The organism is Mycobacterium sp. MS1601 (assembly GCF_001984215.1).
Lineage (GTDB): Bacteria > Actinomycetota > Actinomycetes > Mycobacteriales > Mycobacteriaceae > Mycobacterium.
In genome coordinates, this window is sequence record NZ_CP019420.1 from 5055765 (window position 1) to 5070483 (window position 14719).

At 66.5% G+C, this 14719-nt stretch carries 16 protein-coding genes and 1 tRNA gene; 5 read left to right on the top strand and 12 right to left on the bottom strand.

The annotated features are described in order from the left end of the window. Nucleotides 1-12: 12 nt before the first annotated feature. The 4 genes from BVC93_RS24365 to BVC93_RS33245 form a co-directional block, all read right to left on the bottom strand. Nucleotides 13-534, bottom strand: coding sequence for a hypothetical protein (locus BVC93_RS24365; RefSeq protein WP_083739690.1), 522 nt, complete (start codon nt 532-534; stop codon nt 13-15). Between the two features lie 191 nt (nt 535-725). Next, a complete protein-coding gene (locus tag BVC93_RS24370; protein ID WP_083739691.1) occupies nt 726-1544 on the bottom strand; it encodes a hypothetical protein in 819 nt (272 codons plus the stop codon). After that, nucleotides 1541-2275: a hypothetical protein gene (locus BVC93_RS24375; RefSeq protein WP_083739692.1), complete on the bottom strand. Its 735-nt coding sequence runs from the start codon at nt 2273-2275 to the stop codon at nt 1541-1543. The genes BVC93_RS24370 and BVC93_RS24375 overlap by 4 nt, the downstream gene beginning before the upstream one ends. Continuing rightward, the gene (locus BVC93_RS33245) at nt 2272-2526 is read right to left on the bottom strand and encodes a hypothetical protein (RefSeq protein WP_157517059.1); all 255 of its coding nucleotides are present in this window, start codon (nt 2524-2526) and stop codon (nt 2272-2274) included. The genes BVC93_RS24375 and BVC93_RS33245 overlap by 4 nt, the downstream gene beginning before the upstream one ends. 538 nt (nt 2527-3064) lie before the next feature. Between BVC93_RS33245 and BVC93_RS24385 the strand changes: the two genes are divergently transcribed. After that, the gene (locus BVC93_RS24385; RefSeq protein ID WP_083741302.1) at nt 3065-3673 is read left to right on the top strand and encodes a recombinase family protein; all 609 of its coding nucleotides are present in this window, start codon (nt 3065-3067) and stop codon (nt 3671-3673) included. Between the two features lie 180 nt (nt 3674-3853). Here BVC93_RS24385 and BVC93_RS24390 read toward each other — a convergent pair whose 3' ends face one another. From BVC93_RS24390 to BVC93_RS24420, 7 genes are all read right to left on the bottom strand, one after another. Next, nucleotides 3854-5269: a terminase large subunit domain-containing protein gene (locus BVC93_RS24390; RefSeq protein ID WP_335583143.1), complete on the bottom strand. Its 1416-nt coding sequence runs from the start codon at nt 5267-5269 to the stop codon at nt 3854-3856. A 188-nt stretch (nt 5270-5457) separates the two neighbouring features. Then, entirely contained in the window at nt 5458-5847 is a 390-nt protein-coding gene (locus BVC93_RS24395) for a hypothetical protein (protein ID WP_192860089.1), read from the bottom strand. A 219-nt stretch (nt 5848-6066) separates the two neighbouring features. Beyond that, nucleotides 6067-6456 (bottom strand): hypothetical protein, encoded by a 390-nt coding sequence (locus BVC93_RS24400; protein WP_083739697.1) that lies wholly within the window; start codon nt 6454-6456, stop codon nt 6067-6069. Beyond that, nucleotides 6453-6932 carry a hypothetical protein gene (locus BVC93_RS24405; RefSeq protein ID WP_236950103.1) on the bottom strand — a complete coding sequence of 160 codons (480 nt, stop codon included), beginning with the start codon at nt 6930-6932 and terminating at the stop codon, nt 6453-6455. The genes BVC93_RS24400 and BVC93_RS24405 overlap by 4 nt, the downstream gene beginning before the upstream one ends. A gap of 330 nt (nt 6933-7262) precedes the next feature. Beyond that, nucleotides 7263-9743 carry a bifunctional DNA primase/polymerase gene (locus tag BVC93_RS24410; RefSeq protein ID WP_083739698.1) on the bottom strand — a complete coding sequence of 827 codons (2481 nt, stop codon included), beginning with the start codon at nt 9741-9743 and terminating at the stop codon, nt 7263-7265. 47 nt (nt 9744-9790) lie between these two features. Further along, nucleotides 9791-10045 carry a helix-turn-helix transcriptional regulator gene (locus BVC93_RS24415; RefSeq protein WP_083739699.1) on the bottom strand — a complete coding sequence of 85 codons (255 nt, stop codon included), beginning with the start codon at nt 10043-10045 and terminating at the stop codon, nt 9791-9793. A gap of 156 nt (nt 10046-10201) precedes the next feature. Beyond that, the gene (locus BVC93_RS24420; RefSeq protein WP_083739701.1) at nt 10202-10420 is read right to left on the bottom strand and encodes a helix-turn-helix transcriptional regulator; all 219 of its coding nucleotides are present in this window, start codon (nt 10418-10420) and stop codon (nt 10202-10204) included. Nucleotides 10421-10788: 368 nt separating this feature from the next. Here BVC93_RS24420 and BVC93_RS24425 point away from each other — a divergent pair, with 368 nt between their 5' ends. Together BVC93_RS24425 and BVC93_RS24430 are read left to right on the top strand one after the other, a co-directional pair. Further along, the gene (locus BVC93_RS24425; protein ID WP_083739702.1) at nt 10789-11016 is read left to right on the top strand and encodes a hypothetical protein; all 228 of its coding nucleotides are present in this window, start codon (nt 10789-10791) and stop codon (nt 11014-11016) included. A gap of 3 nt (nt 11017-11019) precedes the next feature. After that, a complete protein-coding gene (locus BVC93_RS24430) occupies nt 11020-12225 on the top strand; it encodes a site-specific integrase (protein WP_083739703.1) in 1206 nt (401 codons plus the stop codon). A 74-nt stretch (nt 12226-12299) separates the two neighbouring features. Here BVC93_RS24430 and BVC93_RS24435 read toward each other — a convergent pair. Continuing rightward, nucleotides 12300-12376 (bottom strand) — tRNA-Leu (locus BVC93_RS24435). 121 nt (nt 12377-12497) lie between these two features. Here BVC93_RS24435 and BVC93_RS24440 point away from each other — a divergent pair. Both BVC93_RS24440 and BVC93_RS24445 read left to right on the top strand, forming a co-directional pair. Then, entirely contained in the window at nt 12498-13124 is a 627-nt protein-coding gene (locus BVC93_RS24440; protein ID WP_083739704.1) for an ANTAR domain-containing response regulator, read from the top strand. Nucleotides 13125-13283: 159 nt separating this feature from the next. Next, nucleotides 13284-14627, top strand: a complete 1344-nt coding sequence (locus BVC93_RS24445; protein WP_083739705.1) for an ABC transporter substrate-binding protein — start codon at nt 13284-13286, stop codon at nt 14625-14627. Nucleotides 14628-14719 lie beyond the last annotated feature (92 nt).

Genomic DNA, 14719 nt, shown 5'->3' on the forward strand with positions numbered 1-14719 from the left:
TGCTTGAGAACGTCAATCATGTCTGACCGTGCCCACGGTGAACGATCCGGGAGAACTACCTGCGCGGATCATGGCCAGGCTCAGGCTCCCTGGGCCGCCGTTGTCGCCCTCTGGCAATCCGAGGGCGGCGCAAACGTCGGCGTGGCTGGCGCTGCCTGCGAAGTAGAGTGTCTTCGCCAGTTCCTTGACCGCCGGCCAGCAGCGCTCGAGTAGGGGTGCGACGTGGCCGCCCTGGTGCCAGCCACCGGCGGCGCAGAGGGATTGGTCGTCGGAGCCGTTGCGGGCGAAGGATCGGCGCATGTCGGCAGGGGTTGGCGTTCGGCCCATCGTCCACCGCGTCTCAGCCCAGGGTCCGGCGAAGGTGACCGCGGATCGGGTGCCGGCGGCCAGGTCGACATATTCGGTGCGGGGGTGCTGGTCGTCCAGGATCACGGTGTCGACCCGGCCGCCGAGGACGACGGCGGCGATGGCGTGGCCCGCCTCGTGTGTGGATGCTGCGAGGCGGTCGAGTTCGGCCGCGGTGAACGTGGGCAAGGTGACCGCCTCCTGCTATCTCTGTGGTGCTGGTGTTCGACGTGTTGGTGGTCCTGGTGGGCGGTGGCGGTACACAACGCGGTCCCACCGCCCACCAGGTCCGTTCCCTGCATCCGTGGCCGGCGAGAGGGACCGAGAACAACGCCTCACCGTTGGGGTCCCGGTCCCTCACGTCGGCCATGGATGACGGTCTATGGGGTGATCACCGCGGCGCCGACGACGTTCTCGTATCCGATCACGCTGGAGCGTTCAGCGATGGCGATGAACTGGTTGTGGGTGTGCTGCATCGACTCCCGGACCTCGATCTCGTCTCGCCACCCGTACGTCGGACTGGTGCCAATGATCCTGTCGCCCAACGTGTCCGCATAGCCGGCGCCGAACACCCATCGATAGCCTCCCGGCGTGCGTAGAGTCGGGCCGTCGCGGACTACCAGGCGCGCGTGCTCAGCAAGAGCCAACAGGCTGACTCGGGCGTGCACCAGGCCGGCGGTACCGGTGGCGGCGAACTCCTGTTCCAGGTGTCCCACTGCCCTCACCAGATCTGCCGCGCTGGCCGGGGTCGGTGCGTCGGTCAGCATTCGGCTTGCGAACTCGATCTCGACCGCCACGGGTTCGCTGAGTGCGAAGGTCTCCCGAGCGCGTTCGATGACCTGGCCGCGGTCGAACTCGGAGAGGTTGCCGCACTCCTGCAGCCGGTCGAACGCCCAAGCGGTCACCGCGGTGTATGGGGCCGGGTCGGCGTCTTCGATGGGTGGGCCGGTCTTCACGTCGTCGGGGTCCAGGTCGTCAGGCGATGCACACCAATCGGCGTCCCACACCCCGAAGGTGCCGGGTTGGTTGACCAGTCGGCGCCGGAACTGGACGCCGGCCGGCAGCCAGCGCCGCGCGGCATCGCCGCTGATCTCTTCGATCCAGGTGGTGGCCACGTCCAGCCCGTACGGCCAGGCGGCGGGCAGTGCGGGCGGGGTGAATTCGACCGGGGGCAGACCGGTGATGACGGGGGCGCTCATTCGGCGTCGACCTCGATTCCGAGTTTCTGGAGTTCGGCCCGCGCCTGCGCGGCGCGGTCGGTGGGGGTGAGCGTTCGCGAGGGCCGCGACTGTTCGGCTCTGTCGATACGGATCTCCACTTGCCGCGCGGCGCTGTCCACTTCGCGCAGGAGGTCGCACAGCCGCTCGCTTCTGGACACCGCCCCGCGGAGTGTGGGGTCGTTGGGCGGTTTGGCCCTGTGCAGCAGATCTGCGAGCGGGGCGCTGTAGGGGCGCACCAGATCAATCAGGGTCGCGGCCCACTGCCCGGATGCGAAGTGTTCGGGTGCGATCTCGGGAGCGGGCGGTCGGGGGTGCAGGTCGGCAACGTGCCGCAGGGCGGCGGCTCGGCTTGCCGAGTCCAGGTGGCCGCCGACCTTATCGATCCGCTCGCGGGCGGTGCGCTCGGCGATCCAGGCCACGATCCCGGCGATCATTTCGCCGTGAAGGGCGTCAACGAGGTCGGCAACGAGATGCTGGAACATCTTGGGCAGTCCCCGCTCTGCGTTGTGGGTGCGGGTCAGCGAGGTGATCCGGGTGGCCAGTGGCGTCACGATGGCGTCGACCTCGGCGGTGAGATCGAAGGTGCCGTCATAGGTCACAGGCAGGCCCGCGCGGCGACGGGTGCGTAGCTCGGACTGCGTGAAGTGTGTCTTCCTGGCGCCGATGGGTGCGGGTTCGGGGCGGTGCCGGCGGCCGGCGAGGACGCTCATCGTCCCACCACCCCTGCGGCTCCTGCGTGAGCGTGGCGCAACATGTCGGCCAGCGCCGGCACGTGCGCCGGATCCAGATTTCCGCGCTCCCGGTCGATCACGGTTCGACACCTCCAATACGCCAAAGCGGCGCGGCATTCGACTATCCGCGGGTCCGAATCAGGAACACCGCGGCCCTTGAGTGCGGCCTGCGACGACGCCCAGCTCGACGCTGATCGTGAGGCCGGATCTGTTGCGACGGATGCAGTCATGCCCTCTATGAGAGCAGATCTCTGTGCACAGCACCGCCGCTGCCGCGCTCATCGGCGTGTCGAATCATGTTGGTATTTACAGTCTTTCACGGCAGAGTCATGGATCTCGGAGTCAAAATTTGGGGAAATTTTGGGCGTGGTCGGACCCCTGTACCGAACTGGCGCCCACTCGTGGGACCGGACGGTATTTTCACGCCATGTCCCCGTCTCAAATCTTTAGTTCTGAGCCACCCGCCGGAACTCCCGCCCGCCCCAACGTTTCTCGTGGTCGTCAGTCTCGAAAGTTGCCTCGTATCGAAACCGTGTCACATGCGGTTCTGAGAGGGCTCGCTGCGGCTGTACTCGTTGCCAACAGGCTCAACGGATCCACTGTGACCGCAGCGCCGGCCGCCGCGCCCCTGACCGGACCCGCCGCAGCGTGGGCACCGGGCACCGGCCCCGCCGCCGATGCCGCAGATGGCCAGCTCTACGCCACGGCCATCGAGTAGCAGTGACCGCCACTGCCCATCACACCAACGCCAGCAGAAGGAACACCGCCATGACCACCATTATCAGCACCATCGAGCCCACCGCTCCGGCCGGCGCAGTCCTCGGCTACGCCCGGGTGTCCACTGGACATCAGTCCCTCGACCAGCAGGCCGATGCCTTGGCCGCCGCGGGCGTGGAACCGTCCCGGCTGTATCAGGACAAGCTCAGCGGCACCACGACCAAGGAGCAGCGCCCCGGGCTGGTGGCCCTGCTGGACTACGCCCGCCCCGGCGACACCATCGTGGTGGTGGGCATCGACCGGTTGGGCCGCAACGCCGCCGAGGTCATGCTCACCATTCGAGATCTCGGTGAGCGGGGTGTCATCCTGCGCTCACTACGGGAAGGCATCGACACCTCCAACGCCACTGGCCGGATGATCGCCGGGGTGCTGGCCTCACTGGCTGAGCTGGAGCTGGAGTTGCAGCGCGAACGCCGCAGTGCGGCCAAGTCCGCGCGCCTGGCCCGCGGCCTGCCCATCGGTCGGCCCAAAGCACTCGACGCCGATCAGGTTGCCCTCGCTGAGCGGATGCGTGCAGCCGGCGAGCCGGTGCCGGTGATCGCGTCCACCCTCGGCGTCAGCCGCGCCACCCTCTACCGGACCCTCGCCGGCCGGGACTGACCCCCTCGATCAGGTGGTCCACCCCGGGCGACCTGGCGCACCTTGAAAACTCCACAGAGACAGGACCACCCGCCAGCACCGGTATCCGCCCGTCGACATGTCCGGGTATCGGCCGGTGTCCCGGTGGTCGACGCGATACACCGGCCGCCCTGCACGCGAGGGGTCGGGCCGGCACGCCCGTCACAGCCCTCGGATTGTGTGGCGCTGCGCCGACAGTGGGTCATACCCCTGGCCCCCGACGCGTCGGGTCAACCTGCTGTTGATCTGCGTCACGGAAGCGGTTCCGGGGCGCAGTCCGAGACGTTCGGCGATTGGGTCTCGTGGCCCCTCACCGCGCCTGCGCCGGTCCATATCGACCGGGCTGATGAAGCTGACCCGGCCCGCGAGGCTGTGCGCCAGTACGTCGTGGGCAACGACGAGCGCGGCTAGCGCGTCGGGCTGGTGCTGGCCGGCTTGCCATCCCACCATCGCGGCCTCCAGGTCGGGCAGGTGTCCAGCCAGCCGCACGGTGCCGACCTCCAGGCCTTGGATCAGAGCGGCCGACCGCGCCAGTGCATCACCACCGCCGCGCCCCGACCCCTTCGGCGGCCACGAGGTGACTCGGATCGGGCGCGGTGTGCGGACTCTGGACAGCGCATTCTCGACCACCTTCACGTAGGTCACCCGGGCCGCGAAGCCCTCAATCGCTATTTCGCTGGCGCCGAGGTCCACAGCCAGGTCCACCGCAGCGCGTGCCCACTGCTCGGCGGTGAACTGCCCCGTGGCATCGGCGATCACCGCCACCGTGCCATCGGCGGCGATGCTGGCCGCGATGATGCCGGCGGCGTCACGCTCGCCTGAGTCGGCCGGGTCCACTCCGACCACTATCTTGACGGGCTGCCGCGGTGCCGCCGGTAACCGGTGTGCGTCGAGCCAGTCGGCCCGGATCAGCGTGCCGGCGGGTGTGCTCGGCACGCCGAGGTACAGCGCCGCCCACGCCCGGGAGCCCACCGCCCGCTCGATCTCCCGGAAGTCCTCGACGCTGCGCTCACCCAACGCGGTCGTCATCCCAACACCAGGATCACGGTCCAACGCATCGGGGACACCCGGGGTCGAGATCGCTGGCACGTTGATCACGGTCCACTTCGATCCGTCTTCGTCCATCAGCTCACCCGAGAGGTCGTCTTCGGCCCACCTGGTGGCCACGATGATCACCGAGGCGCCAGGGTGCAGACGGGACAACAGCGATGCCCGGAACTCATTGCTCAGCCGCTTCTTGTACGCACGACTATCTGCCTCAACCGAGTTCTTGATCGGATCGTCAATTATGAGACAGTCCGCTCCGAACCCCGTTGCGCCAGATAGGATTCCACCGGCTAGTAGGCCGCCCCCTGCCCCGGCCAGTTCCCAGCGTCCAACGCTGGCTTTGTCGGTCGACAGCGAGATGCCCAACATTTGGCCGTGGTCTTCGATCAGTCGGCGCGCGGCGCGAGAGTGTTCCTCCGCAAGGCTGTCGCTGTAGCTCCGGAGAATGATCATCGAGTCCGGGTCCGAGGCTAGCGCGAATACCGTCCCAACCTGCGAAGTCAGCACCGATTTTCCAGCCCGCGGAGGCATCGACAAGATGTACCTACGGTCTGGATTCTTCACGGCGTCAACGATGCAGTCGCTAATCAACGCGATGGTCGGCGTCAACCGGTACTTCGGGATAACCCGTTTCGCCAGTTCCCACGGGGACGCCGGCCGCCGTCGTGACCGCGCCGCCTCCAGCGCGCGAGTGGCGACGAGTGTGCGCAGTACGGTGCTCACGAGGGCGAGCCCAACGTGATGGACAGCGCCACGTAGTTCCGTCCGTCGACCTTGACGACATGGACCTGTCCCGAGTCGACCAGCCTGACCAACGCGTCAGCGGTACGGCTCGTCCGCTTCTCGGGCAGCATCGCGCGCAGCGCAGCCCAGGGGGCGGCCTCACCGTCCACCTGGCGCAGCGCATCGAGTATCGCCGCGTCCAGCTGATCGGCCGCCAACGGCTCGGCGGTGGACGCCGGCAATTGCTCGATCAGGTCGGCGGCCTGGTCCTCGGTGAGGAATCCGGAGTCGACCTCGGCCGTGATGGCAGCGCTGAGCCGGTGCCAGGACAACGCACGCTGCGCCTCTCGGACACGGGGCCCATCGACTTCGCCTCTCGACGCCATGACAGCGATGCGGCCCCGCCACGAATTGGCAGGACGGGAACGTGGGTCCGCGGAGTTCGTCACACCCGCGGCAGTTACGGTTTCAGTTCTCACGAGTCGAACTGTGACAGGCGCCTATGCACGCTCGACGGAGCCGCAGGTCAGCAAGTGAGTGCCAGTGTCAGACGGTAAAGACTTGTGCGGCAACATCTTCGGCGTGTCGCCCACGGCGGGTGGACGCTACTGGTCGGAGTCGGCCTCGGTCTCGGCGTCAGCATCACCAGAACCGAGGCTATGCGGCCCGCTCGCGGACGATTTCGTTTCGGCGGGCACATCGGGACCACCGGGCGCCCCGGCGCCGTCTATGGGCTCCACAGCCCCGGCACGTCGTTTCAGGACTGCGGCCCACTCTGCGACCTCCGTCGCCGGTATGCCGCCGACCGCGAGCACCTGGCGCGCAACGTCGACCTGGACCGCGAACAGCGGATCGCCTTCGCCGGTCACGGCCCCGAACAATGCCTTGCACTCGGTGGCCACCGCGGCGTCCAAGCCGGCAGGGTCGAGCTTGCCCTCGGCAGCATCGCGACCGACCGATGCCGCAGCGCGGATGACGTCCTCTGTGGCGGTCATTCGATTACCTCTCCCTCGATGATTTGCGGAAACTGGGGGTTGTGTTGGCGCTGGGCAGCGATGGCCAGCAGTTCCTGCTCCAGCCGATTGACGGCCTCGGCCGCTGACGTCGTGACCCTGACGTCAAGCTCCGCTTTCACCGGTACGTGCGCGCCGTGCAGCTTCGCGGTTTCGGAGATGTTGGCGCGCAATTCCTTCGCCAACAGCACCAGGTCGTCGTTGTCGTCACGGTCCTTGGCATCGGCGAACCGCTCGAACAGCACCGCCCGCACGACTCGGAGTCCATCGGAGGCCGAACGACGCACCGACTCTGCCGACCCAAGCGGGTTGCGCTGTTGCAGACGTTCCACGGCCTGCTGGGCGCCCTGCCGAGATCGGTAGCCGAGTTCGTCAGCGATTTCGTCCCAGGTACGTCCGACCGCCCGCAGGCGATTCGCTTCCTCGGCGCGCCGTCGCGAGTCCTGTCTGTTGGTCACAGTCAACAGTGTGTCAACGAGGGGTGCACGGCGAGGGCGCTCGCGCGTCTCTTGTGCACCCGCTGAGATCCCCCGGTGCACAGCTCTCCTGCGTTCTGAAACCGAGTTCCCCCCGACCCGCAAATCGGGGGAACGGGGGAACGGGGGAACTCTCCGGAGGGTCAAAACGGGTGACTCGACAACACCGTGTCAGAAGGTCCAGTCCTCTGACCTGTAGTTATATGTTAGTCAATTGCATCGTATGACGCGCACGCGCGAGAGGGCCGGGGGGAACAGTTCCCCCGTTCCCCCCGACCATTCCGGGGGAACTCAACCAGCTAATTCGGACCGTCACATCCGCTCGATCTGGTCGCCGTCGAACCTCACGGTGCCGTCGTCAACCAGGCTCGCTGCGGCCGCGTCCACAAGCTGGCGCTCAGGGCCTTTGAATTTGAGCTTGCGCATTCCGTCCTGGCCGGGCCACTTCGCCCTACCGCCCGCCGCGTCGACGTATTTCAGGATGCGTTCACGCATCCGAGACAGCGCCGCGTCACGGCCGTCGACGGCGACCGCCATGGCCACCTGCTCGCTGATGCGCTGTGCAACCTTGCGTTCGTCCTCGCTGGCCTTGCGTTCCCGGGCGTAGGCCATCGCTGTGTCGTGCAACCGCGCTGAGCAATCCAGCAGCACCTCGGCCAGCTCGACGTCGGCAATCTCGATCACGCTGCGTCCGGGATCGCACAACACCACCAACAGCGCCGCGAGCCGTGCCAGCATTGCGGGTCGATGCGCATGGATCGCTTCGGACTCCTCGCCGGCTGCCTGACCTCGTGTCCGCGCCAGTGCTTCGGTTCGCGCCCGTGCCTGCAGTTCGTCGCTGTAGCGCAGGCCGGAACTGGGCAGCGTGACGGTCAGCGGGCCGGGATCATCCGGTGCGTCATCAGGGATAGCCGGATCCGTGGCTGACAAGTACAGGAACCGTTGCGGGGTGCCGTATTCGAGCTGTTCGGGCGTCGACATGTCGGCCAACGCGCCCAGTTGGAACCCAACGCACAGCCCCACCACGTAGTCGCGGACCTGTCGCTTGCGTTCCGATGAGGCATTGGCCTGTCCCAGGACCGCACCAGTCCACGCGGTGCGTAGTGCCGGCCCGATGTCCTGGCCGCGCTTGGCGTCGAGAATGCCCGCCACCAGGCCGGCGCCTTCATCGGAGTGCAACAGCAGCTTGTGGCTCACCTGCCTACGGACGGGCTTGCCCTTGGTCGGGTTGAGCGGGTCGACCACCGCCCCCATGAATGCCTCAGCCAGGCCAGGACCGGAACCGACCGGCAATTCCAGCGGGCTCTCATCCGCGCGGGTGACCATGCCCGCCATCATCAGCGGGGGAAACCGGAACTCCAGTAGGCGCCCCGCTGCTGCGTGGGCCGACGACTTCCCAGTGCCTGCCGAACCGACCAGGCCCACGAACATCGACAGCGGCATGGGTTGCTTGATCCCGGTGTCTACGGTGATGCAGGGGTCCAGGTGGGCAGCTAGCCGCGCCAGGACCGCACCGAGCACGGCATCGGCGGCATTGACACCGCGGTGCGCGGCCTGACGAATGTGCCCTAGGACAGACTGTGCAGCCCAGAACGACTCAGGCAGGTTCTCGCCTGCGGCCTGGCCGTCACTGTCACCTCTACCGATTGTTTGCGGATCGGGAAACAGTCCGTGCGCGTTCATCGCTGCTCCCATGTCGTTGTCGAAGTCGACCGCTGCGACGGCCTGTAGTTTGCTCAGCGTCGTCTTCCCGCTCCTGGCGATGTACGCGGCGAACGGCTCACCGGGGTTGTCGGTCCAGATGTGCATCGGCGGGTTGTCGTCGTACCGAGGTTCGGTGCAGCCCGGCTCATGCGCGGTCGCGGACTTCGGCGAGCTGTGCTCACCCGGCGCCGTCCACGTCGGGCACCCGCACGAGTCAGACCGCCCGGTCGGTGTCCATCCGAGCGGTGTCAGGATCTCAGCCCAGTCGACGGCGCGGCTCCAGTCGGCAATCGGCACAGTGGTGTCAGAGACCGTCGATCGATCAGCGACACGCGCCGCCGCGGTGGCCCGCTCGAGTATCACTTCTCCGAGCCAGTCGGGCAGCTCGTGCACAGCACCACCGGCCGGCACCTCGTAGGCGCCCTCTGCCCGCACCGAGGGCGGCATCAGCACGTACTTGCCCGGACCCCAGAACACGGAGTAGGCGTCCGCGCCGGTGCCCACCTTCACCTCCTGGACGCCGGAGGGAAGCTCGACGTCATCGGGCACCGTGAACCAGAAGTGGCCGCCGTCGCTGTGGATCCATTCACCGCGATCGGTCTGCGCGCCCGGCGTCCGCACCGTGGGCGGTGTATCCGGATCCGCTCTAGCGTCGGCCAGGAACGCCGAGAGTTGCGCAGCGGTATCGCAGTCGACCACCACCAGGCGCGAACGGCCCACGGACACCGCAAGGTTGACCGGCTCAGCGGCACCGAACGTCTTGCCGTAGGACTTCAGGTAGCGGTCGAGCGTGTCGGTGTTGTTGGTGGCCAGATACACCCCGGACGGGCTCTTGACCTTCTGCCAGTTGCGGCGGCCGGCGCCCCGCGCGGCTTCCTGCGCAGCTCTGTCCTCAGCAATGCGTTGTCGCGGTGCGCGCATGTCCGAAGGGGCCTTGGTGCCGGGATAGACGAACAGGGGCGCACAGCCCAGCTCTGCGAGGCGGCGCAGGTAATCGCCTACCCCACCGTGGTCGTCGGGCTTGGGAGCATCAGCCAGCAGCGCAGTCAACAACTCTGCACGGGTGCTCTGGTGCGCGGTATCGTTCAAGGCATCCTCCTACGGATGAAGTAGTGCAAGTCGCCCGCCCAGTCGCCTCACTGGGCGGGCGTGCTGCTTTCGGGGTCTGATCGGTTCTTCTGGTCGCCGGGGCGGACGGTCTGCTGTTCCAGCCACCGGTCGAGATCGACCTGGCGATACCGGACGACGTTCTTGGAAACCACGACATAGGGCGGTCCCACGCCCTTGCGCCGCCACGTCCGCATCGTCTGGGCAGTCACTCCACCGATGTACTTGCCGGCGCCTTCTGCGTCGTAGATATAGTTCACGGTCACGGTGTTGTTCTCGGGCATGTGAGGCCGTCCTCGGGTGGGCGTCGGGTAGTAGTGAGCAAGCTACGCCGGAGGGGTGAAGCCGAAACGTCTGTGCCGTTCCGGAAGGCATTGTCTTGCAGAGGTTTTGGGCGCTCTACGCCTAGATGCGTCCGCAATGCCCGTCGACGGCGCAGCTCATCGACCCGGTGCAGTCTCAACGGTGTTGGCGTCCATGTAGGCGCGAATGTCGCTGGCGCGGTAGCGGATGCGCCGGCCGTCGCGAATGAACTTCGGGCCGGTTCCTTTGAAGCGTTCCTGGGCGAGCACGGCAGTCGTCGTGCCTCGGTAGTCGGCCACCTCTTGCGGCGTCAACAGCTCATCGAGAGCCTGGGGAGACGGGTGCTGTTTGGTCATGGCGAAACCTCCGTGATGGATCCAAGGTTTCGCAGACCAGAACCGATGCGGACCTCTGAGCGTCACGGTCCTCGGGCGTCCTGCGCAAACGGGCGGGGAATCTCACCCTGCCCTGGCGATGTGCTCCCACCATTGCCGGATCTGCCGGGTAGCGGGACGGTCGCCTGATGGCTCAGATTCATGAAACGCGACCGTGGAACGAAGCTAACACGGATTGATCCCAAATCGGATGAGCGAAACGCCGATGATCTCCGGTCAATATCACCGCTGCGCAATGACTTTGCCTTGCTGCGCGGCACTGTCGTTACGACGAAACGCGGCGCATAACCCTTGTTTGACAAACGTTGTTTCAGTCCTAGACTCGGCTCATGCCTAGCGTCATCGCAGAGGGCGACGAACTGACTCGACGTGCGTTCGCCGCGTACTTCCGCACGGGCGGAACCGAGCAACCCGGCAAGGCCAGCGGGGTAGTGGAGCGAGAGGACAAGCTGTACGTGGTGTTGGTCAGCTCTCGCGGCGTGTTGGCGGTCTACCGCGTCCGCAACGATGGCATGTTGCGCCGGATGCGCCGCTGGCCATCGGATCTGGTGGGCTGACCAATGGCGTCCATCACGAAGTACAAGACCAGCGCGGGCGAGCTGCGCTACCGGGTGCAGTATCGGACGCCGGAGAACAAACTGACCGGCGCGCGCGGGTTCAAGACCAAACGCGAGGCTGAGAACTACGCCGCCACGGTCACTGTGAGCAAGGCGCGCGGCGAGTACATCGACCCTGCCGATGCGCGGGTGACGGTGGGCGACCTCGGGCCGGGTTGGCTCGGCCGCAGAACGCATCTCAAGCCGTCTAGCCGGCGAGTCGAAGAGGTTGCCTGGCGAGTGCACGTCGAGCCCGTGTGGGGCGCCGTGAAGTTGGCAGACATCCGGCACTCCGCGGTGCAGTCGTGGGTGTCGAAGATGAGCCGAGAGGTCACCGACACCGAGGGGAACGTGTCCAAGCCGGCCAGCGGGCCGGTGACCGTCATCCGTGCTTTCAACGTCCTCGCGGGCATCCTCGATGACGCGGTGCGGGACCGCCGGCTCACCGCCAACCCCGCCCGTGGGGTGAAGCTGCCACGCAAAGTGAAGCGTGAGCATCCCTATCTTTCCGACGACCAGGTGATGGCACTCGCCACCGAAGCCGGTCCGGACAAGGGTGTCATCGTCCTGGTGCTCGCGTACTGCGGCCTTCGCTGGGGAGAGCTGGCGGGCCTACACGTCTCTGACATCGACACCCTCAAGCGACGGGTCCACATCCGGCGCAATGCGGTCAACGTCGGGGGAGTAATAGAGGTAGGCACACCCAAGACGCATGAACGCCGCACGGTCCCACTGCCCAAGTTTTTGGTCGGCCCAGTCGCTGCTGCGTGTCGGGGTAAGGACCGCGACGGCATCGTATTTCCAGCTGCGGGCGGTGGCTACGCGAAGTCGCCGGGTGCTCACACATGGTTTGACGGGGCGGTGACCCGCTGCACCGCTGCCGCCAACAACGCCCGTACCGCTGAGAGCGGGGCGCATCCGGACCGTGAGCCAGCCACAGACACTTTTCCGCGGATCACGCCGCACGACCTGCGCCACACTGCCGCCTCGCTGGCGGTGTCGGCCGGCGCCAATGTCAAGGCAGTACAAAAGATGTTGGGCCACAAGTCGGCAGCGATGACCCTGGATACCTACGCAGACCTGTTCGACAAGGACGCCGAGGCCGTAGCCGACGCGCATGACCTGCGCCTGGCCGGTCTGGTATTCCCTGTGAATGTAGTCAAAATGTAGTCACGGCACCTGCGATTGATGCCAGTGCGACGCTTGAAAATGCCTTTGACCTGCATCGTGTGATGTCAAGTGCGTGGTGCCCTCGGTGAGATTCGAACTCACACTGCACGGGTTTTGAATCCGTTTCCTCTGCCAGTTGGGATACGAGGGCTTCCGTTCGCAGCGCCCTGCTGCGGGTTACCACCATAGAGGATGGCTCGGAGCGAACCGTCAGAGGTTACCTATGGTGCCCTGGGCTCGCCCAATGCTTTCCGTCACGACACAATGTCGGGATGACCGCGCCACAGGGCGACTCCGACGTCGCCACCCCGCACCGAGTGCTCATCGCCGAAGATGAGGCGCTCATCCGGCTCGATCTCGCCGAGATGCTGCGTGAAGAAGGCTATGAAGTGGTGGGGGAGGCCGGCGACGGCCAAGAGGCCGTGGAGCTGGCCGAGCAGCTCAACCCCGATCTGGTGATCATGGACGTGAAGATGCCGAGGCGCGACGGCATCGACGCCGCGGCCGAGATTGCCTCCAAGCGCATCGCCCCGATCGTGGTGCTGACCGCGTTCAGCCAGCGCGACCTGGTGGAACGTGCCCGCGACGCGGGTGCCATGGCGTACCTGGTCAAGCCGTTCTCCATCAACGACCTGATTCCGGCCATCGAGCTGGCGGTCAGCCGCTTCAGTGAGCTGTCGCAGTTGGAACGCGAGGTCGCCACCCTGTCCGACCGGCTGGAGACCCGCAAGCTCGTCGAGCGTGCCAAGGGCCTGCTGCAGTCCAAGCAGAACATGTCCGAACCCGAGGCCTTCAAGTGGATTCAGCGGGCCGCGATGGACCGCAGGACGACCATGAAGCGGGTGGCCGAGGTGATCTTGGAAACCCTGGATCCGCCAGCCGAGGCCGACCCCAGCTGACTCTGCTACGGCCGGGTTAAATCACGTCGGGATTTGGTAACGGATTGGTCACGACCACGGCTCTGGAAGTCGCGTACCTGCCTAAAGGGTTACCGTCTGGTGTCGGCTGCCCACGGGGTCCGGCAACCACACCGAAGTCCACGACAGAGGAGCTTCTCGATGATGACTGGGACTCTCGCCAGAGCCTTTGCGGTTCTGGGAGTCGCTTCCCTCGCGTTGACGGCCTGTTCGTCCAGCAGCGAGTCGACAGAAGAAACCGCGGCCTCCGAATCCGCTGAGGCCACCAGCGCACCTGCTGAGGCCGAGGTCGTTTCGACGGATTGCGAACCGCCGCAGGCCACTCCGGGTGCCACTCCCGACACCGCGCCGCTGAAGATCGGCACCCTGCTGCCGGAGACCGGCACGCTGGCCTTCCTGGGACCCCCTGAGGTGGCGGGCGTTCAGGTCGCCCTCAACGAGGTCAACGAGGCCGGCGGTGTGCTCGACCAGCCCGTCGCGCTGGTGACCGGCGACTCGGGCGACACCACCACCGACACCGCCAACGCCACCGTCGACCGTCAGCTCGCCGAGGGCGTCGACGTCATCATCGGTGCCGCTTCGTCCGCGGTGTCGCTGAAGGTGATCGACAAGATCGCCAGCGCGGGCGTGGTCCAGATCTCGCCGGCCAACACCTCCGACCAGTTCGTCTGCTACCCGGACAAGGGCATGTACTTCCGCACCGCCCCCACCGACGTGCTGCAGGCACAGGCACTGGCGCAGTTGATCACCGGTGACGGCGCCCAGCGCGTCGCCATCCTGGCGCTCAACGACCCGTACGGCACCGGCCTGGCCGCCAACACGGTCAGCGATCTCGAGGCCGCAGGCATCGCCTCGGACCAGATCACCAAGATCATCTATGACCCCAACGCCCAGTCCTTCAACGCCGAGGTCGATCAGGTCAAGGAGTTCAACCCCGACGCCGTGGCCGTCATCGGCTTCGAGGAGACCGCCAAGATCCTCACCCGTATGCACGAGGTGGGCATCGGCCCGTCAGACGGCATGCTGACCTACGGCACCGACGGCAACATGGGCAACGCTCTCGGTGAGGGCATGGGCCCGGGCCTGCTGGCCGGCATGAAGGGCACCACCCCGCTGACCGACGTCGGCCCCGAGTTCGAACAGCGTCTGCTGGCCGTCAATCCCGCACTGGTCGACTTCAACTACGCCGGTGAGTCCTACGACGCGGTGATGATCGCCGCCCTGGCAGCCGAGCAGGCCAAGTCGACGGCCGGCGTGGACATCGCGGCGAACATCAACGCGATCACCGCGGACGGCACCAAGTGCACCACCTTCGTGCAGTGCCGCGACCTGATCCGCGCGGGCACCGACATCGACTACGACGGTGTGACCGGCCAGCTGGCCTTCGGTCCTGCCGGCGAGCCGTCGGTCGGTTCCTACGGCAGCCTGCTGTTCGGACCGGACAACAAGCTCACCACCGAGGATTACATCATCGTCGAGAGCTGAGACCGCACAGAGAAACGGGCCGGAGCTGCCAAGCTCCGGCCCGTTTTGGTTGTCTCGGTTCAGGATTCGTCGTAGCCCGGCCCTCTCTCCCT